This is a genomic window from Mesorhizobium ciceri biovar biserrulae WSM1271 (assembly GCF_000185905.1).
GTDB classification, from domain to species: domain Bacteria; phylum Pseudomonadota; class Alphaproteobacteria; order Rhizobiales; family Rhizobiaceae; genus Mesorhizobium; species Mesorhizobium ciceri.
Window position 1 is genome coordinate 1,712,403 of sequence record NC_014923.1, and the last position, 24,954, is coordinate 1,737,356.

Genomic DNA, 24,954 nt, shown 5'->3' on the forward strand with positions numbered 1-24,954 from the left:
CATCGGCTTCAAGCCGTGGCAACACCGCGCGATCGCCGCTTCTCGGCCGCCGCGAGCAGATCGACGAAGGTGCGCACCTTGGCGGGCCGGAACCGGGCCGGCGGAAAGACTGCGTGGATGCCGCCTGACGGCAGGCTCCAGTCGGCAAATACCGGCACCAGCCGCCCCTCGGCGATATCGTCGCTGACGCTGTAGTCCGGAAAGACGCCCAGCCCGATGCCGACGAGCACGCAAGCAAGGGCGGCGGGGCTCTTGTCGCACATGAGGACCGGATTGAGCTCGGTCAGCACCGTTTCGCCATCCCTGGAAAACAGCCATTGGCCGATGCCGCGCAACTGGGTGTTGCCGACCCAGGCCAGCGATCTTGCCTGGCGCGGCGTCAGGTCCGGCGGCAGGCTCGCCGCGAAGCCAGGGCTCGCCACCACGATTTGCCGGATCGTCCCCAGCCGCCGCGCCTGGTTCGAGGAATCGGTGAGCCAGCCGACGCGGATGCCGAGATCGATCTGCTCGTCCACCAGATTGCTGACGGCGTCGTCGAAGATCGCCTCGACGCGCATCTGCGGATAGGTTCTGAGATAGGCCGCCATGACCGGAGCCACCATCTTGGTGCCGTAGTCGAGCGGCGCCGTCAGCCTCAGCGTTCCGCTCGGTTCGACGGTCCCGCGCGAGATTTCGCCATAGGCGGCCTCCGCTTCCCGCAGGATGATCATCGCGCGGTCATAGAAGAGGCGCCCCTCTTCGGTCGGCGTGACACGCCGGGTCGTGCGCTGCAGCAGCGTTGCGCCCAGTTCCTCTTCGAGCTTGCCGATCTGATGGCTGACCACGGCCTTGGCGACGCCAAGCCGGTTGGCTGCGGCCGTGAACGAGCCGGTTTCCATCACCGTGGTGAAGTAGGCGAGCCGATTGAGGTTCAGAAGTTCGGCCAAGCTGCTGCCATTTGTACGATCAGATCATACAGTTTGTATTATTGGGTGCCATTTATCGCAAGACCCCCACCTGCCACATATCAGCCAACGGCATTCGATCAAGCCGGCAGCCGGATCATGGGTAGCAGCGACTATGAACAATTCAGAAGTGACCTATCTTTTCGATCCGCTCTGCGGCTGGTGCTATGGTGCCACCCGGATGCTCGGCCGGTTGTCGGCCACCGGCGTGCGCGTCGAGCTGCTGCCGACCGGCCTGTTTTCCGGCGCCGGCGCGCGTCCGATGGATGAAGGTTTTGCGGCGCACGCCTGGGCGAACGACCAGCGCATCGAGCGCCTGACCGGACAATCGTTCACGCCGGCCTACCGGCACAATGTCCTCAATGTCCGTGGCACCCTGCTCGACTCACATGCCGCCACACTCGGCATCACTGCCGCTGGCCTGGAGGACCCTAGCCGCCGGTTTGCGGCGCTGAAGACGATCCAGCATGCGCGCTATGTAGAAGGACGCGATGTCGTGACGATCGGCGGTGTGGCCGAGGTGCTCGCCGCCGACGGCATGGCGGACGCCGCCGAAATGCTTAAGGCGCCAACCGAAACATTGCTGACGGCTCACCGCGACCAGGTTGGCCGTGGCCGTGCGCTGTTCCAGCGCCTGCATGCCGATGGCGTGCCTTCGCTCGCGGTCATCCGCAACGATGCGCCCCGGCTCATCGGTTCGAACGCGCTGTTCGGCAGCTTCGACAATCTCGTCGCCCACATCGCGGCGGCGTGACCCCATCCTCCAGACCCCCAAGCATAAGGAAACAGACATGGCAAAAGTCGCTCTCATTGGTGCATCGGGCGCTGTCGGTTCGCGCCTTCTCAGGGAACTCTCCGATGGCGGCCATACCGTCACGGGCATCGCGCGCAACCCGGAAAAGATTGTCGCGCTTCCGGGCGTGACGGCCAGGAAGGGCGATGTCTTCGACACAGAAGGTCTCGCGGACCTGATCCGCGGCCATGACGCTGTGATCAGCTCTGTGCATTTCCTGGACAGCGATACCGATGCGCTGATCGAGGCGGTGCGCGCCTCCGGCGTGAGGCGCTATCTCGTCGTCGGCGGCGCCGGCAGTCTCGAAGTCGCGCCCGGCAAGCGGCTGGTCGATAGCCCCGACTTCCCGGCGATCTACAAGGCAGAAGCGCAGAAGGGCGCCGACTTCCTGGACAGATTGAAGACGGTCGACGACCTCGATTGGACGTTCCTGTCGCCATCCGCCATGTTCGTCCCAGGCGAGCGCACCGGCAAATTCCGCCTCGGCAAGGACACGCTTCTCGCCTCCGACAAGGGCAGCAGCATTTCCTTCGAGGACTACGCGATCGTCATGGTCGACGAGATCGAGAAGCCGGCCCATATCAGGCAGCGCTTCACCGTCGGCTATTGAGCGAACGGATGGTGGCGGCCGGGTCTCAATCGAGGCCGGCCGACGCCAGCCGCATCAGGGTCCGGTTCAATCTCGGTGCTGCCGCCACCAGCGCCTTTCCAATGGCCGATTGCGGTGCGTCGATGACGGTTCGGGCATCGCCGTTCTCGGCAACCCGGCCGGCGTCGAGAAGGATAACGCGGTGGGCGATCGACCGGATGACGCCGAGATCATGTGAAATGAAGAGATAGGCGATCTTTTCCTGGCGCTGCAGGTCGAGCAAAAGCTCGAGGATCTCCCCGCGCACGGAAACGTCGAGCGCCGACACCGCTTCATCGAGCACGATCAGCGACGGCTTCGTGGCGATGGCGCGGGCAATGGCGACGCGCTGCCGCTGGCCGCCTGAGATTTCATGGATGGCACGCGGGGCGAGGTCCGCCGTCAGCCCGACGCGCTCCAGCAAGGCGGCGATGCGGCGCGGGCGCTCGCTGCGAGAAGCGATGCCATGGATGCGCAAGGGATCGTCGAGCACACGCGCCACCGTGGCGCGCGGGTTGAAGGCGGCAAGCGGGTCCTGGAACACCATTTGCAGGCGCGCGCGGCGGGCACGCAGTGCTGCGCTGCGCAGGGCCAGGAAATCGTCGCCTTCGAACTCGATGCGTCCGTCGTCCGGCTCGATCAATCGCAGCACCACCCGCGCGATCGTCGATTTGCCGCTGCCGGAGGGTCCGGCCAACGCCAGCGTTTCGCCCGGCTCGATGTGAAAGGAGACATCGTCGACTGCAGCGATGGTGTTGTCGCCGCGACGGTAGCGCTTGGTGAGATTGGACACCGCCAGCAGGCTCATGCGTGGAGCCCGGCTCGGTTCAGCAGCGGCTTGGTGTCGAGGCCGATATGGGCATCGAGCAATGCGCGCGTATAGGGCTGGGCCGGGGCGTCGACAATCTGCGCCGTCATGCCAAGCTCGACCAACTGCCCATGGCGGAAAACGGCGATGCGCCCGGCAAGCTCGGCCGCCAGCGCGATGTCATGGCTGATGAACAGCAGCGTCATGCCGTCCTCGGTCACCAGGCGTCGGATCAAGGCGACGATCTCGGCCTGCACGATGGTATCGAGCGCGCTGGTCGCTTCGTCGGCGATCAGCAATTTCGGACCGGCCGCAATGGCGGCGGCAATCGCCACACGCTGCTTCTGGCCGCCGGAAAGCTGGTGCGGGAAGGCGCGCAAGGCCGAGTCAGGATCGGGCAGGCGGACGCGTTCGAGCAGGGTTTTGGCCCTGGCATAGGACTGGGACCAGGTGAGGCCGAGATGGGTGCGGGCGACTTCGGCGATTTGTTTGCCGATTGGCATTACGGGGTCGAGGCTGGCGGATGGGTCCTGGAAGACGAAGCCGATATCGCGGCCGCCGCGGGGTGTGTGGCTCTGTTTGGAGGCGGATTTTTGCGGTCTGCGCTCTATGAGGCCCCCCTCTGTCCTGCCGGACATCTCCCCCTCAAGGGGGGAGATTGCGCCCTTGTCTCCACTTTCGCCAATCGCCAAGGATGCAGAAAGAGGGCCGGCGAGGGAACTGCCAATCTCCCCCCTTGAGGGGGGAGATGTCCGGCAGGACAGAGGGGGGTGCCTTGGCATCCCACGAGGACGAGAACCAGTCGACCCGCCCATCAATCCTCGAAGAAGCCGGCAACAGCCCGGCAATCGCCAGCGCCAGCGTGCTCTTGCCCGAGCCACTTTCGCCGATGATGGCCAAGCGCTCGCCAGCCTCTATGTCGAGGCCGACATCCTTCAGCGCCGCCACCTCGTTGCCGTCGCGGCGGTAGGTCACCGTCAGGTCGCGGATCGAAGCCAGGGTGGTCACGACAGGCCTCTCCTGACCGCCGTCGTCTCGACGAGGCCTTCACCGGCGAGATAGACGCCGAGCACGGTCAGCACCAGCGCTATGCCCGGGACGATCGACAAGAAGGGCGCGGTGCGCAGGACAGCGCGGCCCTCGGCAATCATGCCGCCCCAGGTGACCCGGTTGGGATCGCCCAGGCCGAGGAACGACAAGGCCGCCTCGGTGAGGATCGCCGCGGCGACGATCACCGACGACATCGCCAGCACCGGCGGCAAGGCATTGGGCAGCACCTCGCGAAAGGCGATCGCCAGCGGGTGCATGCCGATGACCCTGGCGCCGGCGACATAATCGCGTTCGCGAATGGAGAGGACTTCCGCGCGGGCGACACGGGCTGGTCCGGTCCAGGTGCCAAGCGCGATGGCGATCACGACGATGCCGAGCGACGGTCCGACGACGCTGACGAAGGCCAGTGCCAGCAGGAAACTCGGCACGGTCTGGAAGGCGTCGGTGATGCGCATCAGCACCTCGTCGACGAGGCCGCCGGCAAAGCCGGCCAATGTGCCGACCACTGCCCCGACGACAAGTGCGGCGGCCGCGGCGGCGATCCCGACAGCCAGCGATGTGCGGGCGCCATGAAAAAGCTCGGCCAGCACGTCGCGGCCAAGCCGATCGGTGCCAAGCGGGAGCGACCAGTCCTGGAACGACGGCAGCAGCGCCGGCCCGGCAATCGCTTGCGGATCGCCGGGGAACAGCAGCGACGCCGACAGCGCCATGGCGATCAGCGCCGCCAGGAGGATGGCGCCGGCGACCGCCTCGGGCGTGCGCAGAAAGCGGCGGAGGGCACTCATGCGCCGGCCTCGCTGGCGCCGACGCGCGGGTCGAGGAAGGCATAGGCGATGTCGACGGCAAGGTTGATGACAATGACCAGGAGGGCGCTGGTGAGAATAATGCCGAGCAGAAGCGGCGTATCGCGGGAGGCGACTGCCTCCTGCGCCAGCCGGCCGAGGCCGGGCACGGAAAAGACGCTCTCGATGACGACACTGCCGCCGAGCATCTGCGCCGACTGCAGGCCGAGCATGGTGACCAGCGGCAGCAGTGCATTGCGGGCGACGTGGGCGAGCACGATGCGGCGGCGTGATAATCCCTTGGCGCGCGCGGCCAAGACGAAATCCTGCCGCCAGACCTCGGCCATGCCGGCGCGCATCATGCGCAGATAGAGCGCCAGGTAGATGAAGCCGAGGGCCGAAACAGGCAGGATAAGATGGACGGCGATGTCGGCTGCGCGGTCAAGGCCGGTCTTGTCGGAAGCCAGGGTCTCGATGCCGCCGATCGGCAGCCAGCGCAGGTCGACGGCAAAGACGACGATCAGCACCAGTCCGAGCCAGAAACCCGGCACGGCATAGAGCGCCAGCGAGCCGATCGACAGGAAGCGGTCGCGCAAACTGCCCGGCCGGGCGCCGGCATAGATGCCGAGTGCCGAGCCGAGCCCGAAGGAGAGCGCGGTGGCGCTGACCATCAACAGCAGCGTGTTGGGCAGGCGTTCGAGGATCACATCGCGGATCGGTCGGGAGAAGGTCACCGACTGGCCGAGGTCGAGATGCAACAGCGCCCAGAGGTAGTTAGCCAGCCGCGTCAGCTCCGACTGGTCGAGGCCCCAGCGATGACGCAGCAATTCGATCATGCCGGCGTCGCCGCCGGTCGAGACGATGTAGGCGTCGACGGCGTCGCCGGGGGCGGCCTCGAGCAAAAGGAACGTGCCGATGACGACGATCAGCAGCACGAAGACGCTGCCGACGAGGCGGCGGCGGAGAAGGGTGAGGGCGCGGTTCATGGGGGCGTCGATGGGTTGGCGATACGTTGATTAGGACCGCGCCTAAGCACCCTCCTCTGTCCTGCCGGACATCTCCCCCTCAAGGGGGGAGATCGGCTGTCTCTTTTGGCTTCGCCAATCTCCAACGTTGAAGAATTCGCGGGACAGACAAGCGGCCAATCTCCCCCCTTGAGGGGGAGATGTCCGGTAGGACAGAGGGGGACCTCGTAGAACTCAACGCCTACGATGATTTCGCGAATTCTCATCCGCGCAATTCTGTCACGATTCCAGATACGTGTCCGCCCAGTTCGACACCGCCCAGCGCGGGTTGTTGGCGATGTTGCCGACGGTGTCGCGCGCGACGCTGATGAAACTCCATTCGGCGACGTTGATCAGCGGCAGGTCGGCAGCCACCGCCTTCTGGAATTCCTTGTAGAGGTCGGTGCGGGCTGATGCGTCGAGCGTCTCCGATGCCTTGGCGATGAGCGCATCGAGCGCATCGTTCTTGTAGCCGCCCTGGTTGGAGAACGGCACGCCGTCGGGAATGCCGCTCTGCACCAGGATGGTGGTCGAGATCGCCGGGTCGCCGCGGAACACCGGCGGACCGACCGCGAGATCGAAGGCGTGGTCGGTGTAGACCGCCTTGATGTGCGCGGCCGAGTCGTTGTTGACCAGCTCAGCGTCGATGCCGATGGCGGCGAGCGCCTGGCGCAAATAGTCGCCGAACTGTTTTGTCTCGTTGAAATAGGGCGCAGGCAGCAGTTTCAGCGTGAAGCGCTTGCCGTCCGGGCCTTTCTTGTAGCCGGCTTCGTCGAGCAGCGCGTTGGCCTTGGCGACGTCGAAGGCATAGGTCGGCACATCGGCGGTGTAGAATTGTGGATCGTTCTTCGGCACCGGGCCGGTGGCTGTCGCGGCATAGCCGAGGAACACCGTCTTGACGACGAAATCCTTGTCGATGGCATGGGCGATCGCCTGCCGCACTTTGACGTCGGCCAGTTCCTTGCGGCGATGATTGATCTCGACGACGAGTTGATAGGTCAGCCCTTCGTAACCCTTGGTGATCACTTTCAGCCCCGGCACTTTCGAGATGCGGTCGAGGTCGGCCAGCGGCACGGCGGAAAAGGCCGCCAGCTGGATCTCTCCGGCCTCCAGCGCGCTGGCCGCGGACGTGCGATCCGGCAGCACCTGATAGATGATCTCATCGAGATAGGGCTCGTCCTTGCCCCAGTAGTCGGTGTTTTTGGTCAGCCGGTAATACTGGCCGGCCTTGTACTCGCCGAATTTGAACGGTCCGGTGCCGATGGGCGCGTTGTTGGCCGGGTTGTCCTCGATCTTGCCAACCTCGTAGATGTGCTTCGGCACCACGCTGCTCAGCGCCGGCAGCGCGTTGCGGATCAGCTGGAACGGCGTCGGCTTGGCGAATTTGAACACGGCGGTGAGATCGTCGGGGGTGTCGACGCTGGCCAGATCCTTGAACACGGTGCGGCCGAGATTCTGCAGCGGCTTCCAGATTTGCAGCGCCGAGAAGGCGACGTCGGCCGAGGTGAACGGCTTGCCGTCATGCCATTTGACGCCGTCGCGCAGTTTGAACGTCACCGAGAGCCCGTCGGCGGCACCCTCCCAGCTCAGCGCCAGCCTTGGCGCGAGTCCGTCCTTGCCGTCGTAGGAGGCTTCGGCCAGCGTTTCGACGATCTTGCTGGAGATGAAGAAGACGCCGTTGGAGGCGACGATCGCCGGGTTGAGGTTGCGCGGTTCGGAATCGGCTGCAAGCACCAGTCGTCCGCCCTTCTTCGGCGTCTGCACCCAGCCCGGTGTCGGGATGGCGGTGGAGGCCAGCAGCATTGCCGAGCCGGAAAGCATCGTGCGTCTGGAAATCGTGAAACCTGACATGATCGAACTCCGTCCTCTCCGCGACCCGGTTGGGCGCGCCAATACCCCTCGGACGCCGGCAAGCCCGCCAGCATCCTTGCGGCGGCGATTATGAGCCTTGCCGAGGGTTTCGCCAGAGACGGAATTGGCGCATCCTCGCTTGGCTTTGAAATTTTCGTCCGCTGGACCAGTTTGGAATATGCGCTTCTATCACGTCAATCTGGTAGGACCAAATTGATGGGATATACGGCGGACAAAGGTATGATGACATCGAACGGTGCTGTTTTCCCTATTTCTGGCTGGACCAGAACGGGCAAAATGGTGCAGATTTGAGTCATGGCCAGGGGATCGCGAGCGGAACGGCCGGCGGTCCCAGGCAATTCAGGGAGAGAGAGATGAACATTGCTCCGGGCAAGAATGCCGTCGGCAATATCCCGTTCGACCAGGCAAGGGTCGACCGGCTGATGGAGGAGGCCGGCATCGATGTGCTGCTCGCCACCTCCAAGCACAACACGCAATACCTGCTGGGCGGTTACAAGTTCATCTTCTTCGCCGCCATGGATGCGATCGGCCACAGCCGGTACCTGCCGATCGTCGTGTACGAAAAGGGCGGGCCGGACCATGCCGCCTATATCGGCAACCGCATGGAGGGCGGCGAGCACCAGAACAATCCGTTCTGGACGCCGACGCTGCACGCCGCCTGCTGGGGCACGCTCGACGCCGCCAACCTTGCGGTCGAGCACCTGCAGAAGATCGGCAAGGCCGGCGCGCGCATCGGCATCGAGCCTGGCTTCCTGCCATCGGACGCCTATACGCTGATCCGCAAGGCGTTGCCGGATGCCAGGCTGATCGATGCGACCGACATGCTGGAGCGCATGCGCGCCATCAAGACCGATGCGGAGCTGGAGAAGCTGCGCACGGCCTCCGAACTGATCACCGATTCCATGCTGGCGACCATTGCCTGGGCGCGTGAAGGCACGACTAAAAGCGAGATCATCGAGCAGCTGCGGCGCGAGGAAACCAATCGCGGCATCCATTTCGAATATTGCCTGCTGACGCTGGGTGCCAGCCACAACCGCGCCGCTTCACCGCAGGCGTGGGAAAAAGGCGAGGTGCTGTCAATCGATTCCGGCGGCAATTATCACGGCTATATAGGGGACCTCTGCCGGATGGGCATTCTCGGCGAACCGGATGCCGAGCTCGAAGATCTGCTGGCCGAGGTCGAGACGGTGCAGCAGGCGGCCTTCTCAAAAGTCAAAGCGGGCACGCTGGGCGGCGACATGATTTCGCATGCCGAGGGCGTGCTGAAGGCTTCGAAGGTCGCGCCCTACACGGATTTCTTCGCCCATGGCATGGGCCTGATCACTCACGAGGCGCCGTTCCTGATGACCAACCATCCGGTGACCTATGAAGGCACCTATGCGGCCAAACCGCTGGAGAAGAACATGGTGCTGTCGGTGGAGACGACCATGCTTCACCCGACACGGGGCTTCATCAAGCTGGAAGACACGCTGGCGGTGACGGAGAGCGGATACGTGATGTTCGGTGATCGGGGCCGGGGGTGGAACAGGGGTGGGACGGCCTAGCTGGTATTGAGGCTGCTGCCCCCTCACCCGGATTGCCATCCGGGAAAAGCAATTCGGGGCAATCCGACCTCTCCCCGAGGGCAGAGGTCGGAGCCGGAACCGAGGAAAGATCACTGCCCCGGCGGAATCAGCCTGAAATCCGGCAGCTCACGCAAAACCAGTTCAGGTCCTGCCGGCGAATAGACGACGAACAGCTGCATCGGCCCGTCGCCGGTGTTGAGCGTCGAATGAAAGCGGCTTTCCGGCACGTAGATGGTGCAGCCAGGGCCGACCTTCTCGACCATCGGATTGCCCTTCTCGTCCTCGACCATCTGTTCGCCATGGCCTGAGATGACGAAGATGATTTCTTCCGCGCCCGGATGGTTGTGGCGCGTGTGGCCCTTGCCGGAAGGCAGGTCGACGACGCCGCCGGAAAAGCGGGTTGCGCCATTCACTTCGGGTGCCACCGTCAGCGCCAATTTTCCCCAGTCGAAGCCGAAGGCGCTGACGTCCTTCGGGTACACGAACACTTTGCTCTTGTCGGTCATCTCACTCATCCCTTCTTTTTCTTGAATGTGGTCTTCTGGCCGCCGAGCGCGACGGCCTTGAAATCGGCCGTCTGCTTGGCGATCGCGGCTTCCGCCGGCAGCCGTTCCATCGAGCTGGCGCCATAGAAGCCGTGCAGGCCCTTGGCCTGGGAGAGAATGTAACGGGCGTCGTCGGGCATCGAAATCGGGCCGCCATGGCAAAGCAGGATGACATCCTTGCGCACCGAGCGCGCGGCATTGGCGATGGCGTCGATCTCCTGAACGCAGTCGTCGAGCGACTTGGCCGACGTGGCGCCGATCGAGCCACCTGTCGTCACACCCATATGGGCGACGACGATGTCGGCGCCGGCTTTTGTCATGGCGCGGGCCTCATCCGGGTTGAAGACGTAGGGCGTGGTCAAGAGGTCGAGCTTGTGCGCCTCGGCGATCATGTCGACCTCGAGGCCGAAGCCCATGCCGGTCTCCTCGAAGCTCTGCCGCATGCTGCCGTCGAACAGGCCGATGGTGGGAAAATTCTGCACGCCGGAAAAGCCCATCGTCTTCAGCTCTGCCAATAGCAGCGGCATGATGACGAACGGGTCGGTGCCGTTGACGCCGGCCAGCACCGGCGTGTGTCTGACCACCGGCAACACCTCATAGGCCATTTCCTTGACGATCTCGTTGGCGTTGCCATAGGCGAGCAGGCCGGCGGCCGAGCCGCGCCCGGCCATGCGGTAGCGGCCGGAATTGTAGATGATGATGAGGTCGATGCCACCGGCCTCCTCGGCCTTCGCCGACAGGCCGGTGCCGGCGCCGCCGCCGACGATCGGCACGCCCTTGTCGATCATTCCCCTGAATTTCTTCAAGATGTCCTTGCGCGGTATGGCGGGCATTTTTTGAGGTCTCTCACTGTCTGGCGATGTCGAGGAAGGCCGCTGTTGCTGCCTTTGCGAATTCCGGGTCGTTGATATGCAGCGGCAGGCGCGTCACGCGGCGCTTGCCGTTGGGCTTGATGGTGCGCTCGATGGCATCGAACAGAACGGCGTCGGCTTCCGGGTCGAAGAAGGCGCCGCCTTCGATGTCGAGCGCCGAGACGCCTTTTTCTGGGATGAGAAAATGCACCGGTCCCCCGCAGCGGGCGAGCCTGGTGCCGATCCACTCGCCGATCGCACGGCATTCGTCCGCCGTGGTGCGCATCAGCGTGACATTGGGATTGTGTTCGTAGAACAGCCGGTCGCGATAGTGTTCCGGGATGGTCGAAGGCGCCCAGAAGTTCACCATATCGAGCGCGCCGACGGAGCCGACATAGGGCAGCCCCGTGCGTGCGACGGCGCCGAAACGATCCTCCGTCGCCGGCAGCACGCCGCCGAACAGAAGATCGCAGACTTCGGTCGTGGTGATGTCGACGACGCCGGACAGCAAGCCGCTGTCGGCCAGCTTTTCCATGCTGCGGCCGCCGGTGCCGGTGGCGTGGAAGACCATGCAGTCATATCCGGAACGGAGCTGGTCGGCGATGGCGGTCACGCAAGGCGTGGTGACGCCGAACATGGTGAGGCCGATCGATGGTTTGCCGTCGGGTGGTGGCGCCGGGCTGGCCGCCATGCCTGATATGGCTTGAGCCGCGTTGTGCAACACGACACGGGAGAGCCGGTTCAGTCCGGCCATGTCGGTCACAGAAGGCATCATGATGATGTCGGAGACATCGACGTAGGGAGCGGTGTCGCCGGAGGCGAGCGTCGAGACCATGATCTTGGGCAGGCCGAGCGGCAGGGCGCGCATGCCCGACGTGACGATCGATGTGCCGCCACCGCCGCCAATGCCGATCATGGCCGCGATGTCGTTGCGCGATTGGGCAAAGCGGGCGAAGGCGATGCCCATCGCGGCGACCGCGGCGCCGCGATCATTGCCGCCGAGCACGGTTTCACGGCCGCCGGGATGATGGTCGGCGATTTCCCTCGCGCTGATATCGACGGGGATGGTTGCGTCGCGCGTTCCGACATCGACACGACAAACGAGGGCGCCCGCAGCCGTGATTGCATCGGCCAGGAAGGCGAGTTCCTCGCCCTTGGTGTCCGCGGTACCCACCACATAAATACGCTTCATTGCGCTCTCCCAATCCTGGCAGGCGCGATGCCGCCCCCATCGCTCATTGCCCGGGCCACTCGACGATGCGGACGCCATTGCAAATTTTTGAGACGCGCGTATCGTATTGGTATGAATGTCTCACGTCAACAATCCGCTGCGAGCGACGAGGCTGAACGGGCAACCGGCCCAGTGCCCGAACGTGGGCCACGCGCGCGGACCAAACGGCTGATGCTGGAGACGGCAACAAGGCTGATGCAGGCGGGCGTCACGCCCTCGGTCAGCGAGGTCGCCGAGGCGGCCGAGGTTTCCCGCGCCACCGCCTATCGTTACTTCCCGAGCCAGTCGGCACTGGTGCAGGCCGTCGTCGACGAGGGGCTGGGGCCAATCCTCACCTGGCAATCGACCTCCGCCGATGCCGAGCGCCGGGTCGCCGAGCTGTTCGACACGGCCATGCCGCGCATCGAAGCCTTCGAGGCTACGTTCAAGGCAGCACTGAAGCTGTCGCTCGATCAATGGGCGCGGCGTCAGGCCGGCACGCTGGGCGGTGAGCCCGCCTTTACGCGTGGCCACCGCATCGACCTGCTGAAGGATGCGATCGCGCCGCTCAAGGGCCGTTTGCCGCCGCGCGACTTCAAGCGGCTGGCACAGGCGCTGTCGCTTATCTTCGGCGTCGAGGTGCTGATCGTGCTCAAGGATATCTGGGGGCTGGACAGCCGCCGGACGATGTCGGTCGCACAGTGGGCGGCCGGGGCGCTGGTGCGTGCGGCAGTGGCGGAATCGGTCGATGAAGGAGGCAGCCTCGATCCGAAGGCAGTCGTGAAATAGAGCCTAACTGGTTCGACCAGATTGGCATGCACACTACTGATCTTAGCGGTTGGGTGGGGTATTGGACAATACCCGATCATATCACTGAGTAGGAAAATCTTGGTAAAACAGGCAGATAAAGCGGTAATCCGATGGAAATGGCCACGTCAAGCTGCCAAGAAAGGGCTTGACGCGCATGCAAAATTGGTAATACCAGATTGGATCAGAAAAGCGGATCGAAAGTGAGGGCTGCGATCCATTTTCCGGCGGGGCGAGGAGGCTCGAAACCGGAAAGGTGCGATCACGGGAGGAACTACCAGGGCCGGCCACGTTGCCGGCTCGCACGATAAGGTAGAACGCGCACAAGGGAGGAAATCATTATGCGCAAGTTAGTGACCAGCGTACTTGCTGGTATCGGCTTAACGCTTGCCTGCGGAACGTCCGTTTACGCGCAGGAAAAGTCACTCACCATCTTCTGGGCTGAATGGGATCCCGCAAATTATCTGCAGGAGCTCGGCAACGAGTACGAGAAGCAAACCGGCGTCAAGATCACGGTGGAAACCACCCCGTGGGCCGATTTCCAGACCAAGGCCTTTACCGAGTTCAACGCCAAGGGCAGCGCCTATGACCTGGTCGTCGGCGACTCGCAATGGCTTGGTGCCGCCTCCGAGGGCGGTCACTATGTCGACCTCACCGACTTCGTCAAAGAGAACAAGGTTCTCGACAAGATGGCTCCGGCGACGGTCAAGTTCTACTCCGAATATCCCGGCAACAGCGGCAAATACTGGTCGATCCCGGCCGAGGGCGACGCCGTGGGCTGGGCCTACCGCAAGGACTGGTTCGAGGATCCGAAGGAAATGGAAGCGTTCAAGGCCAAGTATGGCTACGACCTTGCCGTTCCGAAGACCTTCAAGGAAATGACCGACATCGCGGAGTTCTTCAACAGGCCCGACCAGAACCGCTACGGCATCGCCATCTACACCCAGAACCAGTATGACGGCCTGGCGATGGGCTTCGAGAACGCGCTGTTCTCGTATGGCGGTGAGCTCGGCGACTTCGGCACCTACAAGGTCGACGGCATCATCAACTCGGACAAGGCGGTGGCCGCGGCGGAAAACTACCGCAAGCTGTTCGGCTTCACGCCTCCGGGCTGGACCAACGCCTTTTTCGTCGAGAACAACCAGGCCATCACCGAAGGCCTGGCGGCGATGAGCATGAACTACTTCGCCTTCTTCCCCTCGTTGATCAACGAGGCGTCGAACCCGAACGCCAAGAACACCGGCTTCTTCGCCAACCCGGCAGGTCCAGGTGGCGAGCAGTTCGCCGCGCTCGGCGGCCAGGGCATTTCCGTCGTCTCCTATTCCAACAACAAGGAAGAGGCGATGAAATTCCTGAAGTGGTTCATCCAGGACGATACGCAGAAGAAGTGGGCGGCCCTCGGCGGCTACACCTGCAACAAGGCCGTGCTGGAATCGGCCGAGTTCCAGAACGCCACGCCCTACAACAAGGCCTTCTACGACACGATGTTCAAGGTCAAGGACTTCTGGGCGGTGCCGGAGTATGCGGAACTGCTGCAGCAGCTCAACCAGCGTGTCTATCCGTACATCGTAAACGGCGATGGTACGGCCAAGGAAATGCTGGATGCGCTGGCGAAGGATTGGGACGCCACGTTCAAGAAATACGGCCGCGGCCAATAGCCGACATGTAGTGCGGAGGAGGCCTGCGCCTCCTCCGTTTTCTTTTTCAGGAATGGGAGCAGGTCTTGGCGACCACAATGATCACACCGCTGAATACCTCCTCCAGAGCCGCCTCTCGCGGCCTCAGCGACATTTCGATACGCAACCTCTTCATCATTCCGACGATCGTGTTCCTGATCGTCTTCAACATCTTTCCGCTGATCTATTCGCTCGGCTATTCCTTCACTGACTTCCGCGCATCGACCAATGCGCCGGCCAATTTCGTCGGACTGAAGAACTATCGCGAGCTCCTCAGCGACCCGTATATCTGGAACAATTTCGCGGTGACCGCGAAATACGTCATCGTCTCGGTCGTCGGTCAGGTTGTCGTCGGCTTTGGAACGGCAATGCTGCTCAATCGCACCATTCCGCTCAAGGGCCTGATCACGACATTGCTGCTCTTGCCGATGATGCTCTCGATGGCGGTGGTCGGCCTGTTCTGGAAGCTGCTCTACGATCCGTCCTGGGGTGTCATCAACTACGTGCTCGACCTCGGCAAATTCCAATGGCTCGGCGACCCGAAGATGGCGCTCTACGCGGTCGCGTTCACGGACATCTGGATGTGGTCGCCCTTCGTCATGCTGTTATCGCTCGCCGGGCTTTCGGCGGTGCCGAAGCATCTTTACGAAGCTGCCGCGATCGACCGCGCCGGGCCGTTCTATACCTTCTTCCGCATCACGCTGCCGCTGGTCGCGCCGATCCTGATGATCGCGGTCATCTTCCGCACCATGGAAGCCTTCAAGACTTTCGATCTTGCCTATGTGCTGTCGACGCAGCCGAGCACGGAGGTGATTTCCATCCGTCTCTACAAGATGGCTTTCCAGGAATGGCAGACGGGGCGCTCCTGCGCGCTTGCCTATATCGTGCTGATCATGGTGCTGGCGATCACCAACATCTATGTGAAATACCTCAACAAAGTTAAGGAGCGCTGAGATGGCGGCCGTCCAGACTTCGGGTGAACGGGCGCTCAACAAGGTCGCTATTGTCGCCGTCCTTTTGGTGACGATCATCTTCCTGGCGCCGATCTACTGGATCGTGGCGACCTCGTTCAAGCCACGCAATCTCGCCACGACGATCCCGCCGACGGTGATGTTCGAGCCGACCATCTCGCCTTTCGTCAAACTTTTCACAAAGCGCTCACAGTTGCGCAGCCCGCCGTCGGCCGAAGAATATGCCGCCGCCCCGTGGTGGGAACGCGTCGTGTTCGACGGCGGCGAGAAGATCGTGCGCGACGGCAAGGGCCAGGTGCAATGGTCGGGATATCCGAGCCGCTTCCTGAACTCGCTTATCATCGCCATCACCTCGACGGTGTTGGCGGTCGGCATGGGGACATTCACCGCCTATGGCTTCTCGCGCTTCAAGGTGAAAGGGGAGGCGGACCTGCTCTTCTTCATCCTGTCGACGCGCATGTTGCCGGCGGTGGTGGTCGCCATCCCGATGTTCCTGATGTACCGGGCAGTCGGGCTCAACGACACGCATCTGGGCCTGATCATTCTCTACACCGCCTTCAACCTGTCCTTCTCCGTGTGGCTGATGAAGGGTTTCATGGACGAAATCCCCAAGGAGTATGAGGAGGCAGCGCTTGTCGACGGCTACACGCGCATGGAGGCGTTCTTCAAGATCGTGCTGCCGGAGGCCGCCACGGGCATCGCCGCCACCGCCGTGTTCTGTTTCATCACCGCATGGAACGAATACGCCTTTGCGCTGATCATGACCAACCGCCGCGCCCAGACCGCGCCTCCCTTCATCCCGAGCCAGGTCGGTTCGGGCCTGCCGGATTGGACGGTGATCGCCTCCGGAACCTTCCTGTTCCTGCTGCCGGTCGCCATCTTCACCTTCCTGCTTCGCAATCATCTGCTGCGCGGCATGTCCTTCGGAGCGATCCGCAAATGAGTTTTCGCGCCTTCAACCAGAAATACCTTGAGCCTGGGTCGCAGATACTGATGGTGCTCGGCATCGTCGCGCTCTGCCAGCCCTGGAACATGCTGCTGCACAGCTATGGCCTGACCATCATCCTGATCGGGCTCGTCGGCTTCAACGTAACCTCCAAGATCGCGCCCGAGGAGAAGGCCGGCACCGGCCAGGTGCGCAATCCGGGAGCACAGCATTGACCCAGATCGAGCTTCGCGGCGTCCAGAAATTCTTCGGCGCCGTCCAGGTCATCAAGGACCTGAACCTCAAGATCGCCGACAACGAGTTCATCGTGCTGCTCGGCCAATCGGGCTGCGGCAAGACGACGACGCTGCGCGCCATCGCCGGGCTGGAAACCATCGACGAGGGCGACATCTTCATCGACGGCAAGCCGGTGCAGCATTTGAAGGCCGCCGACCGCGACATCGCCATGGTGTTCCAGTCGTTCTCGCTCTATCCGCATATGAGCGTCTACGAGAACATCGCCTTCCCCTTGCGCGCCACGCGCAAGAGCAAGACGGAGATCGACAGCGAGGTGCGTTCGGTCGCCAAGACGCTGCAGATCACCGATCTGCTGGACAAGAAGCCGTCGGCGCTCTCGGGTGGCGACATGCAGCGCGTCGCCATTGGCCGCGCTCTGGTGCGGCGACCGAAGGCCATGCTGATGGATGAGCCGATCGGCGCGCTCGACGCCAAGCTGCGCGAGGAGATGCGCGCGGAAATCAAGCGGCTGCACATCAAGCAGGGCTCGACCACCATCTATGTCACGCACGACCAGATCGAGGCCATGAGCCTGGCCGACCGCATCGTCATCATGCACGCAGGCGTCTTGCAGCAGGTCGGCACGCCCGACGAGGTCTATTCGCAGCCGGCAAATCTGTTCGTGGCGCAATTCGTCGGCAGCCCGGTGATGAATGTCACCGATGCGGCGGTGGCCGAGACGGCGTCCTCGGTTTCGGTGACGGTCGGTGGAGCCGCCGCCGGCTTCGAGTTCCCGCGAGCGCTGCTGTCGAAGCTCAACGGCCATGCCGGCGGCCAGTTGGCGCTTGGCATACGGCCGGAAGGCGTGCTCATCCGGCGCGAGGCGACCGAGGGCTTCGTGCCTGTCGACACACATATCGTCGAGCCGCTCGGCTCCTTCGACATCGTCGATCTCAAGGTCGGAACCGAGTTGCTGCGGGCCCGCACCAAGAGCGGCTTCGTTGCCGGACCCGGTGAAAGGGTCTTCGCCAGGATCGACCCGACCCAGGCGCATTTCTTCGACAAGGCAAGCGGCAAGTCGCTCGAGGTGAGACTCTGATGGCCCATATCCAGCTCAAGAACATCTCAAAGACCTTCGGCAACCACACGGCGCTCACCGGGCTCGATCTCGATATTGCCGATGGCGAGTTCTTCGTGCTGCTGGGCGAGACGGGCGCCGGCAAGACGACGACGCTGCGGCTTATCGCCGGCCTGGAGAAGCCCAGCGAAGGCCAGGTCTTCATCGACGGCGTCGACGTTGCCGACTGGGGTGCGGCCGAGCGTGACGTGGCGCTGGTGCTGCAGCAATATTCGCTCTATCCGCGCTACACGGTGCGCGAAAATCTCGAATTCCCGCTGAAGCCGAAAATTCGCCGGCTGCCCGACGCCGAGATCAAGGACCGTGTCGACCGTGCCGCCCGTACGCTGCGGATCGAGCATCTGCTCGACCGCAAGACGGATCGGCTGTCCGGCGGCGAGATGCAGCGCGTCTCGATCGGCCGCGCCATCGTGCGCAAGCCGCGTGTGTTCCTGATGGACGAGCCGCTGTCTGCGCTCGACGCCAAGCTGCGCGAGGCCCTGCGGACTGAACTGAAGAACCTGCAGATACAGCTCGGCGCCACCTTCCTGTTCGTCACCCACGATCAGATCGAGGCGATGTCGATGGGTGACAAGGTCGGCGTGCTCAACCATGGCCGAATCGTCCAGACCGGCACACCGCATGAGATCTACAACAATCCACGCGACACCTATGTGGCGAGCTTCGTCGGCTCGCCGCCGATGAACCTCATCGACGGCAAGCTCGTGAACGGCCGCGCGGTGATGGCGCCGCTGAATTTCGAATTGCCTTTTTCAGGGGGAGCCAAAGCGGGCGGGGCGACCGACGGTCGCCCGCTCGTCTTCGGCATTCGTCCCGAGGACGTCTATCTCGAGAGCGGCGCGCCGGTCGAGGCGCGTGTCCACGACGTCGAGAACCACGGCGTCGAAAAGATCCTGACGCTGCGCGTCGGCGACGCGACACTGCGTGCAACCGTGCCGGCCAGGACCGACGTCGCCATCGAGCAGGCGGTGCGCTTTGCCTGGAACCCCGACAAGGTGGTGCTGTTCGACAAGGGCAGCGGCGTCAGCTTGCGTCACGCCTCGTAGCCGCATCCCAGCCTATTTCTGGAAGTAGGTTTCGTAGGGCGTGTCGTTGATCAGCAGGATCACGCATTCCGTGTCGGAGACGCAGGCGTCGTCATGCATCTCATTGGCTTTCTGGGTCCAGTAGGATCCAGGAGGCAGTTCGACCTTGGTCGCCTCGCCGCCATCCATCTGCCAGTGCGCCCACATCCCCTTTATGACCACCGCACGGTAATCCGCGGTGTGCGCATGGACCGGTGCGCGCCAGTTGCCGGGAACCTTCAGCAACGTGCCTGCCGGACCCTTGGCCCGCTCGCCCCACAATGGGCCAAGACGATGCGGCTGGTCGGGTACTTCCGCCACATAGGGGATCTTGTCGGCCGGCAGGTAGCTGTCCTCGAGGGCAAAGGCGCGCCCGGGAACCGCAAGCATGACGGCGAGTGCGATGAGCTTCGGATGATTTGGCATTGGTTCTCCTCTTCGGACCGGCTTGCCGCCGGCCTCTGGCTGCCTGGTTCTGGCAAGCTATTGCATGCGGTTGGCCCGGCAATGGCATTGCGTCCGGAAGGCTTGGCAATTCATCCAGACCCGGCGATCCACGGCCGCGGATCCGGGATCGCCTCAGCGGTTTTCGGAGATGCCGTCGACGGCGCGCAGCTGGCTGGGCGCGGTGCCTATGATACGCTTGAACGCCCGGCTGAACGACGCTTCGGAATCGTAACCCAGTCTGGCGGCGACCACTGAAACCCGCATCCGATCGTCGATCAGCCATTGCCGCGCCTGGTGCATGCGTATCCGGGCGACATATCTCGCTGGTGTTTCGCCAACGATGGCCGTGAAGCGTTCGGCGAAGGCCGATCGCGAGGCGCCCATTTCGCGCGCGAGCGCTTCGACGGTCCAGTTCCTGTCGGGCTGCAGATGAATGGCGGCAAGTACGCGGCCGATGTCGCGATCCTTGATCGCCGCGATCCAGCCTCTGGTGTCGCCGCCACTGTTTTCCACCCAGGAACGGATGATGCTCGCAGCCAGCACGTCGGCCAGCCGCGCCAGCATGCCGCCGGAGCCGGCCCGGTTCATGGTGACTTCTCCGGCCATGGCTTCCAGCAGATGCGGAATACCGGGCTCACCAGCCATCAATTCCCTGGCGCGCATCATGTCCGGCATCATGCCCAGCAAGGGGTGCGATCCGTCCAGGTTGAAGTGCATGCTGCCGCAAAACAGCAAGGTTTTCGGGCCGTGGCCGCCGTTCGAGACACTGAAGACATTGTCCTGCAAAGGCTCGACAGTGTAGCTTTCGATCGGCACGGCAGGAATGCCAGGCGCGCTGGCAACGACATGCTCGGCGCCGCGCGGCAAGAGCAATGCATCGCCGGGTGTCAGCTCGATCCATTCCCCGGATGGCGAGAGCAGCCAGCATTGGCGGCGGCCGATAAAGTGAAACCTTGCTGCCTTCTGGGCTGGAAACAGCACGGCCCACGGCTCTGAAAGTTCGCAGCGGCCATAGTCGACGCCTTCAAGCCGCAATCCGCGCAAGATGTCGGTGAGCGGACCGTCCGAGGCCGGCAGGCCAGTCTTGGGCGAGGTGAAAACCATACGGATTTTTTTAGCCTGGAATCGCCAGTCCGTCACGGCCTGCATGCGTCAGCTCAGGGCAACGAACTCGGGTCGACGGGTTCCTTCGCCGGGCGTTGGCTGACGGAGCATCAAACGAAAAACCCGCCTGTGCGGCGGGTCGCTGGCGCAAATCAGCACCATAGGCAAATATGTACCATAGCTGAGATCACCTAGTCAAGAAAAAATTCCTATCGTGAAAAGCTGCCGAGCACAAACGCTGCCGCCGAACTGGCTGCTGCCTTTGTCAAGCTGAGTTCGGAACCCTGTGCGTCAGCTGGCGTGGCGGATATCGGCCTGTTCCTCGGCCCGGAGGTGCAGCACCCGACCAGGCAGAAAGCGCCGGCGGACTGATGGTGGCGACGTTCCAGGTGGCGATCGCGCTCGGCGCCGTCTTCGGCGGCCTGCTGGTCGACCACACCGGCGTCGCCAGTGCCTTCGCCCATTGCGGCGCGGCGACATTGCTGGCGGCCAGCGTGGTGTTCCTGCGCGGCCCGAAGCAGGCCGAGTAGCCTCGCCGCAATCAGGCTTCCCTGACACCTGCGCGTCGGCCCGAGAACCATCACGGTTTTCGGTCGACGCCGTTGTGACGGCAGCGACGAACGAACTCAGGCCGACCGCCCATCGAAATCGAAGACCGACAGTGTCGAGGGGTCGAGATCGGCCACGCAGTTGACGTTGATGTAGGCGCTGCGTTCACGGCCCTCGCGGACATCCTCCGCAAAGGGATGGATGCCGCAGGCCCGGCAGAACCGGTGCGCGATGGCATGATTGCCGAATGTGTAGGTGCCCAAATCGTCGCCCCAGGCCAGGACCCGCAAGGTCTCGTGCGGGATGGCACACAACAGGGCGCCCTTGCGCGAGCAGATCGAGCAATTGCACCTGATGGCGCCGGTCAGTTCGGCCTTGAATTCGAAGGCGACCTTGCCGCAGTGGCAACTGCCTTTGTAGAGCATCGGATTTTCCTCGCATTCAACAGGGTGCAAAACCGTCTGCGCCGGGTTAAGTCTCGGCAAGCCAGGCACTGGCCGCTATCCCTTAAGACGTTCAAGGCGTCCGGAGTCCGACACCGAAAATGCAATCCGTCCGTGATCATCTGGAAACCATCCTTGCGCGCCTCGCCGCCCGTGCCGGCGAAGAGCGTGTGTTCACGAAGCTCTATGCCGAAGCCGCGCGGGCCGCGGCCGATGCCAGCGATGCGCGCAGCCAAGCCGGCGTGACGCTCGGGCCGCTCGACGGCACCATCGTCTCGATCAAGGATTTGCTCGATGTCGCCGGCGAGCCGACCAGGGCCGGCTCGCTGATGCTCAGGACCACAGCACCTCCGCTGCGCGATGCCGTGATCGTCAGCCGGCTGCGGCAGGCCGGCGCGGTTATCATCGGCAAGACCAACATGACCGAATTCGCCTTCACCGCGATCGGCGATAACCAGCATTTCGGTACGCCCGGCAATGCTGTGGACGCCAGCCGCATTCCGGGCGGTTCTTCTTCAGGCGCCGGCGTTTCCGTCGGCGAGGGCACGAGCGAAATATCGATCGGTTCCGACACCGGCGGTTCGATACGCATTCCGGCTTCACTCAACGGTGTCGTCGGCTTCAAGCCGACGGCGCGACGTGTGCCGCTCGCCGGCGCGTTCCCACTGTCGGCCACGCTGGACTCGATCGGTCCGCTTGCCCGAACCGTCGCCCAGTGTGCCGCCGCCGACGCCGTGATGGCCGGTGAGGTGCCGACCGCGCTGACGCCGATTGCCCTGGCAGGGCTTCGCATAGGCATTCCGCGCGGCGTCCTTTTCGAAGAGACGGAAGACGAGGTGGCGACCGCGTTCGACCGCTGCCTTGGCAAGATCGAGCAGACGGGCGCGCGGATCGAGGATTTGTCGATCGACGATCTGCTTGCCGATTTGCGCGCGGCCACCAAGCGTGGTTCGATCGCCGCGATGGAAGGGGCCGAAGTGCATGCCGACTGGCTGGCGACAGGAGCTTCGGTACCGGTCGACCCGCATGTCAGCGGACCTTTGTCGCGGGCAGCCATGCTGCCGACGCCTGTCTACATCCGGGCAATGCGCCGTCGTACAGCGCTCGCCGCCGCCATGGACGAGCGGCTGTCCTCGGTCGATGTGCTGGCCTTGCCGACCACACCGGTGACGGCGCCGACTATCGTCTCGATGTCTGACGACGCCGGGTTGCGTGACCGCACCGAAGGCCTGCTGCTGCGCAACACGCAGGTCGCCAACCAGTTCGATCTCTGCGCGATCTCGCTGCCGATGCCGGGCACTCAGCTGCCCGCCGGCTTGATGCTGGTGGCGCGCAACGGCCATGACCAACGCCTGCTGCGCATAGCAGCAGAGGTGGAGCAGCTGCTTGGCGCGTGAGCAGGGCTGAACCGCCCATCAGCGCGACGAACAGTGCTTGCGTTCGCTGTCCTTGGCGGTCCGTACGATACGGGTCGCGACCAGCCAGGGCAAATTGTACTCCTTGCCGGCGATCGTCTGGGTGCGGTGCTCGATCGAGCCCTTGACGACGATCTTGCCAGCATGAAGCGCGTCGGAAAGATCGGTTATGGCCTTGTCGGCCTGCGGCAATCCGCTGGGGTCGATCGACACGCCCTTGATGATCGCCCCGGTGGCAAGGTCGAGTGCGCTGTTGGACGGGCAGGGCGCCTTGAAGCAGCGCAGCCCGTTGTCGCAATAGACATAACTGCTCTCGGCCGCGAATGCCGGCATGGCACAGAGCGAACAGGCAGCGACAAAGAGGAAGGCTAGACCGGACATGGCTCTCAACGTCGCGGAGAATTGGGGCGAAACCGCGATGTGTTACAGGCTCGCCGGAAACCGCCGCCGATAGTGATCGACCACTTCTGGATTGCGCAGATTGACCGGCAGCTTGCCCGCCAGCACCAGCAGGGCTTCGCCCGCCGCGCCGACGCCCATGCGCATCATCGATTCCTCGGTGATCCCCGCCATGTGCGGCGTGACGATGACATTGTCGAAGCCGAAATAGGGATGGTTCGACGGCAGCGGCTGCGTCGCAAACACGTCGAGCGCGGCGCCGCCGATGCGCCGTTTCTGCAAGGCCTCGATCAGCGCGTCGTCGTCGACGACCGGTCCGCGCGACACGTTGATCAGCAACGCCTGCGGCTTCATGCGGGCGATCCGCTCACGGTTGATCAGGCCGCGCGTTTCCGGCGTCAGCGGGCAGCACAGAACGATGATGTCGCTCTGCTCGACGAGAGCGTCGATCGACAGGAAGCCGACCTTGTCCGGCGCCGGCTGCATGCTGCGCGTCGTTGCCACCACTTTCAGGTCGAAGCCGTGCGCGGCGATATGGCCGACCGCCTGGCCGACGGCGCCGAGGCCGACAATGCCGATCGTCTTGCCGGCAAGCTCGCTGTTGGCGTTGGCGTGCTCGCGGCCGGCGAGCCAGCCTTTGGCGCGCAGGTCGCGATCGACGACGCGGAAGTTGCGCAGCAAGGCGAGGGCCACGAACATGACGTGTTCGGCAACCGAGCGGGCATTGACCGCCGGCACATTCGCCACCAGCACGCCGGCGGCCGTCGCTGCTTCCATCGGGATCATGTCGAGCCCGGCGCCATGACGGATTGCCGCCCGCAGCAGCTTTGCGCCGTCGAAAAGCTGTGGGGGCAGCGGCGCGCGCACGATGACGATGTCGGCATTCCTGGCTTCGGCGGCCAGCGTGGCCGGATCGATGGCGGAGGCGACGACGAGCTCTCCGGCGCCGGCCAGCATGGCCGAGGCGCGCGGGTGCAGGGCGTGGGTCGTGAGGATACGGGCCATGTCGGTCAGGCTTTTTCGAGCGCCGGGCTTTGCGGCTCCTCGCCATGGCCCTCGATCAGGCCCTTCCAGTAGCTCTCAGCGCCCTGCAGATGGGCGCTCATCAGCGCCTGGGCGAGATTGCCGTCGCGGCGCAGCAGCGCCTCATAGATCTGGATGTGCTCGGCATGCGAGCGCACGTTGCGCTCGGGGTCGTTGAAATAGATCGGCAGGCGCTGCTCGCCCATCATGTAGTAGACGCTGCAGACATTGTGGAAGACGCTGTTCTTGGTGGCGCGCACGATTTCGAGGTGGAATTCGCGGTCTTCCCTGGCAAGCCCCTCGCCGGCGGCGATGCGCTCTTCCGAAGCCTTCAGGATTTCGCGCAGCCGCTCGAAATTCTCCTCGGTGGCACGCGAACAGGCAAGTTCGGCCGCCTTGATCTCGTGGATCTTGCGCAGTTCGACCGTCTCGTAGATCTGGATCGGGTCGAGCGGCAGGCCCGCGCGGGCAAAGAGCGCCATGGCCTCCACACTGGCCTGCTTGGTGTCGATGTAGATGCCGGATTTGGCCCGGCGCTCAACGATGCGCATGGCCTCCAGGATGGCCAGCGCCTCGCGGATCTGACCGCGGCTGACGGCGAAATGCTCCGCCAGTTCGCGCTCCGATGGCGTTCGGCCGCTCTCCTTGTCCGAATGGGAGAACAGGTAGGCAGCGAGTTCCGCGAGAAGGTTCTTTTCTTTCAT

General features: G+C 63.7%; 28 protein-coding genes and 1 pseudogene. 13 read left to right on the top strand and 16 right to left on the bottom strand.

The features are described from left to right. Positions 1–8: 8 nt before the first annotated feature. Positions 9–926 (bottom strand): LysR family transcriptional regulator, encoded by a 918-nt coding sequence (locus MESCI_RS08210; protein WP_013529480.1) that lies wholly within the window; start codon positions 924–926, stop codon positions 9–11. A gap of 133 nt (positions 927–1,059) precedes the next feature. Between MESCI_RS08210 and MESCI_RS08215 the strand changes: the two genes are divergently transcribed. Then, positions 1,060–1,698, top strand: coding sequence for a DsbA family protein (locus MESCI_RS08215; protein ID WP_013529481.1), 639 nt, complete (start codon positions 1,060–1,062; stop codon positions 1,696–1,698). A gap of 37 nt (positions 1,699–1,735) precedes the next feature. Continuing rightward, positions 1,736–2,347 (top strand): NAD(P)-dependent oxidoreductase, encoded by a 612-nt coding sequence (locus tag MESCI_RS08220; RefSeq protein ID WP_013529482.1) that lies wholly within the window; start codon positions 1,736–1,738, stop codon positions 2,345–2,347. Between the two features lie 25 nt (positions 2,348–2,372). Here the strand turns inward: MESCI_RS08220 and MESCI_RS08225 are convergent, their stop codons facing one another. From MESCI_RS08225 to MESCI_RS08245, 6 genes are all read right to left on the bottom strand, one after another. Continuing rightward, positions 2,373–3,173, bottom strand: a complete 801-nt coding sequence (locus MESCI_RS08225) for an ABC transporter ATP-binding protein (RefSeq protein ID WP_013529483.1) — start codon at positions 3,171–3,173, stop codon at positions 2,373–2,375. Beyond that, the gene (locus MESCI_RS08230; RefSeq protein WP_276325702.1) at positions 3,170–3,937 is read right to left on the bottom strand and encodes an ATP-binding cassette domain-containing protein; all 768 of its coding nucleotides are present in this window, start codon (positions 3,935–3,937) and stop codon (positions 3,170–3,172) included. The genes MESCI_RS08225 and MESCI_RS08230 overlap by 4 nt, the downstream gene beginning before the upstream one ends. Then, positions 3,819–4,181, bottom strand: coding sequence for an ATP-binding cassette domain-containing protein (locus tag MESCI_RS33040; RefSeq protein ID WP_013529485.1), 363 nt, complete (start codon positions 4,179–4,181; stop codon positions 3,819–3,821). Before MESCI_RS33040 ends, MESCI_RS08230 begins: the two co-directional genes overlap by 119 nt. Beyond that, complete coding sequence (locus MESCI_RS08235) at positions 4,178–5,008, bottom strand: ABC transporter permease (RefSeq protein ID WP_013529486.1); 831 nt, start codon at positions 5,006–5,008, stop codon at positions 4,178–4,180. Before MESCI_RS08235 ends, MESCI_RS33040 begins: the two co-directional genes overlap by 4 nt. After that, complete coding sequence (locus MESCI_RS08240; RefSeq protein WP_013529487.1) at positions 5,005–5,991, bottom strand: ABC transporter permease; 987 nt, start codon at positions 5,989–5,991, stop codon at positions 5,005–5,007. The genes MESCI_RS08235 and MESCI_RS08240 overlap by 4 nt, the downstream gene beginning before the upstream one ends. Positions 5,992–6,249: 258 nt before the next feature. Then, complete coding sequence (locus MESCI_RS08245; RefSeq protein ID WP_013529488.1) at positions 6,250–7,860, bottom strand: ABC transporter substrate-binding protein; 1,611 nt, start codon at positions 7,858–7,860, stop codon at positions 6,250–6,252. 90 nt (positions 7,861–7,950) lie between these two features. Between MESCI_RS08245 and MESCI_RS08250 the strand changes: the two genes are divergently transcribed. Beyond that, the gene (locus tag MESCI_RS08250) at positions 7,951–8,172 is read left to right on the top strand and encodes a hypothetical protein (protein WP_164919865.1); all 222 of its coding nucleotides are present in this window, start codon (positions 7,951–7,953) and stop codon (positions 8,170–8,172) included. Between the two features lie 62 nt (positions 8,173–8,234). Next, positions 8,235–9,425 carry a M24 family metallopeptidase gene (locus tag MESCI_RS08255; protein WP_013529489.1) on the top strand — a complete coding sequence of 397 codons (1,191 nt, stop codon included), beginning with the start codon at positions 8,235–8,237 and terminating at the stop codon, positions 9,423–9,425. A 110-nt stretch (positions 9,426–9,535) separates the two neighbouring features. Here MESCI_RS08255 and MESCI_RS08260 read toward each other — a convergent pair whose 3' ends face one another. Genes MESCI_RS08260 through MESCI_RS08270 form a run of 3 tightly spaced genes read right to left on the bottom strand, consistent with a single transcriptional unit; the run spans position 9,536 to position 12,034 of the window. Continuing rightward, positions 9,536–9,952: a cupin domain-containing protein gene (locus MESCI_RS08260; protein WP_013529490.1), complete on the bottom strand. Its 417-nt coding sequence runs from the start codon at positions 9,950–9,952 to the stop codon at positions 9,536–9,538. A 5-nt stretch (positions 9,953–9,957) separates the two neighbouring features. Continuing rightward, positions 9,958–10,824, bottom strand: coding sequence for a phosphoenolpyruvate hydrolase family protein (locus tag MESCI_RS08265; RefSeq protein ID WP_013529491.1), 867 nt, complete (start codon positions 10,822–10,824; stop codon positions 9,958–9,960). Positions 10,825–10,837: 13 nt separating this feature from the next. Continuing rightward, on the bottom strand, positions 10,838–12,034 hold the full coding sequence (locus tag MESCI_RS08270; RefSeq protein WP_013529492.1) for a Tm-1-like ATP-binding domain-containing protein: 1,197 nt from the start codon (positions 12,032–12,034) through the stop codon (positions 10,838–10,840). Positions 12,035–12,145: 111 nt separating this feature from the next. On the opposite strand from MESCI_RS08270, the gene MESCI_RS08275 reads away from it, so the two are divergent. The 7 genes from MESCI_RS08275 to MESCI_RS08305 all read left to right on the top strand — a co-directional run bounded on the left by MESCI_RS08275 (position 12,146) and on the right by MESCI_RS08305 (position 18,852). Continuing rightward, positions 12,146–12,841: a TetR/AcrR family transcriptional regulator gene (locus MESCI_RS08275; RefSeq protein ID WP_013529493.1), complete on the top strand. Its 696-nt coding sequence runs from the start codon at positions 12,146–12,148 to the stop codon at positions 12,839–12,841. Positions 12,842–13,200: 359 nt separating this feature from the next. Further along, the gene (locus tag MESCI_RS08280) at positions 13,201–14,517 is read left to right on the top strand and encodes an ABC transporter substrate-binding protein (RefSeq protein WP_013529494.1); all 1,317 of its coding nucleotides are present in this window, start codon (positions 13,201–13,203) and stop codon (positions 14,515–14,517) included. A 65-nt stretch (positions 14,518–14,582) separates the two neighbouring features. Then, positions 14,583–15,488: a carbohydrate ABC transporter permease gene (locus MESCI_RS08285; RefSeq protein ID WP_013529495.1), complete on the top strand. Its 906-nt coding sequence runs from the start codon at positions 14,583–14,585 to the stop codon at positions 15,486–15,488. 1 nt (position 15,489) lies between these two features. After that, positions 15,490–16,449: a carbohydrate ABC transporter permease gene (locus tag MESCI_RS08290; protein ID WP_013529496.1), complete on the top strand. Its 960-nt coding sequence runs from the start codon at positions 15,490–15,492 to the stop codon at positions 16,447–16,449. Beyond that, entirely contained in the window at positions 16,446–16,667 is a 222-nt protein-coding gene (locus tag MESCI_RS08295; protein WP_013529497.1) for a hypothetical protein, read from the top strand. Before MESCI_RS08290 ends, MESCI_RS08295 begins: the two co-directional genes overlap by 4 nt. Beyond that, positions 16,664–17,767, top strand: a complete 1,104-nt coding sequence (locus tag MESCI_RS08300; RefSeq protein ID WP_013529498.1) for an ABC transporter ATP-binding protein — start codon at positions 16,664–16,666, stop codon at positions 17,765–17,767. Before MESCI_RS08295 ends, MESCI_RS08300 begins: the two co-directional genes overlap by 4 nt. Next, on the top strand, positions 17,767–18,852 hold the full coding sequence (locus tag MESCI_RS08305; protein ID WP_013529499.1) for an ABC transporter ATP-binding protein: 1,086 nt from the start codon (positions 17,767–17,769) through the stop codon (positions 18,850–18,852). Before MESCI_RS08300 ends, MESCI_RS08305 begins: the two co-directional genes overlap by 1 nt. 12 nt (positions 18,853–18,864) lie before the next feature. Here the strand turns inward: MESCI_RS08305 and MESCI_RS08310 are convergent, their stop codons facing one another. Both MESCI_RS08310 and MESCI_RS08315 read right to left on the bottom strand, forming a co-directional pair. Continuing rightward, positions 18,865–19,296, bottom strand: coding sequence for a DUF4437 domain-containing protein (locus MESCI_RS08310; RefSeq protein ID WP_013529500.1), 432 nt, complete (start codon positions 19,294–19,296; stop codon positions 18,865–18,867). 153 nt (positions 19,297–19,449) lie between these two features. Further along, on the bottom strand, positions 19,450–20,421 hold the full coding sequence (locus MESCI_RS08315; RefSeq protein WP_164920016.1) for an AraC family transcriptional regulator: 972 nt from the start codon (positions 20,419–20,421) through the stop codon (positions 19,450–19,452). Positions 20,422–20,756: 335 nt separating this feature from the next. On the opposite strand from MESCI_RS08315, the pseudogene MESCI_RS08320 reads away from it, so the two are divergent. Continuing rightward, positions 20,757–20,951, top strand: a pseudogene (locus MESCI_RS08320) (MFS transporter); the annotation flags it as partial. Positions 20,952–21,047: 96 nt separating this feature from the next. Here MESCI_RS08320 and MESCI_RS08325 read toward each other — a convergent pair. Beyond that, on the bottom strand, positions 21,048–21,395 hold the full coding sequence (locus MESCI_RS08325; RefSeq protein ID WP_013529502.1) for a GFA family protein: 348 nt from the start codon (positions 21,393–21,395) through the stop codon (positions 21,048–21,050). 119 nt (positions 21,396–21,514) lie between these two features. Here MESCI_RS08325 and MESCI_RS08330 point away from each other — a divergent pair, with 119 nt between their 5' ends. After that, a complete protein-coding gene (locus tag MESCI_RS08330) occupies positions 21,515–22,810 on the top strand; it encodes an amidase (RefSeq protein ID WP_013529503.1) in 1,296 nt (431 codons plus the stop codon). A gap of 18 nt (positions 22,811–22,828) precedes the next feature. Here MESCI_RS08330 and MESCI_RS08335 read toward each other — a convergent pair whose 3' ends face one another. Genes MESCI_RS08335 through MESCI_RS08345 form a run of 3 tightly spaced genes read right to left on the bottom strand, consistent with a single transcriptional unit; the run spans position 22,829 to position 24,954 of the window. Beyond that, positions 22,829–23,209 (bottom strand): hypothetical protein, encoded by a 381-nt coding sequence (locus MESCI_RS08335; protein WP_013529504.1) that lies wholly within the window; start codon positions 23,207–23,209, stop codon positions 22,829–22,831. Positions 23,210–23,251: 42 nt separating this feature from the next. After that, positions 23,252–24,232: a hydroxyacid dehydrogenase gene (locus MESCI_RS08340; RefSeq protein WP_013529505.1), complete on the bottom strand. Its 981-nt coding sequence runs from the start codon at positions 24,230–24,232 to the stop codon at positions 23,252–23,254. A gap of 5 nt (positions 24,233–24,237) precedes the next feature. After that, on the bottom strand, positions 24,238–24,954 hold the full coding sequence (locus MESCI_RS08345; protein ID WP_013529506.1) for a FadR/GntR family transcriptional regulator: 717 nt from the start codon (positions 24,952–24,954) through the stop codon (positions 24,238–24,240).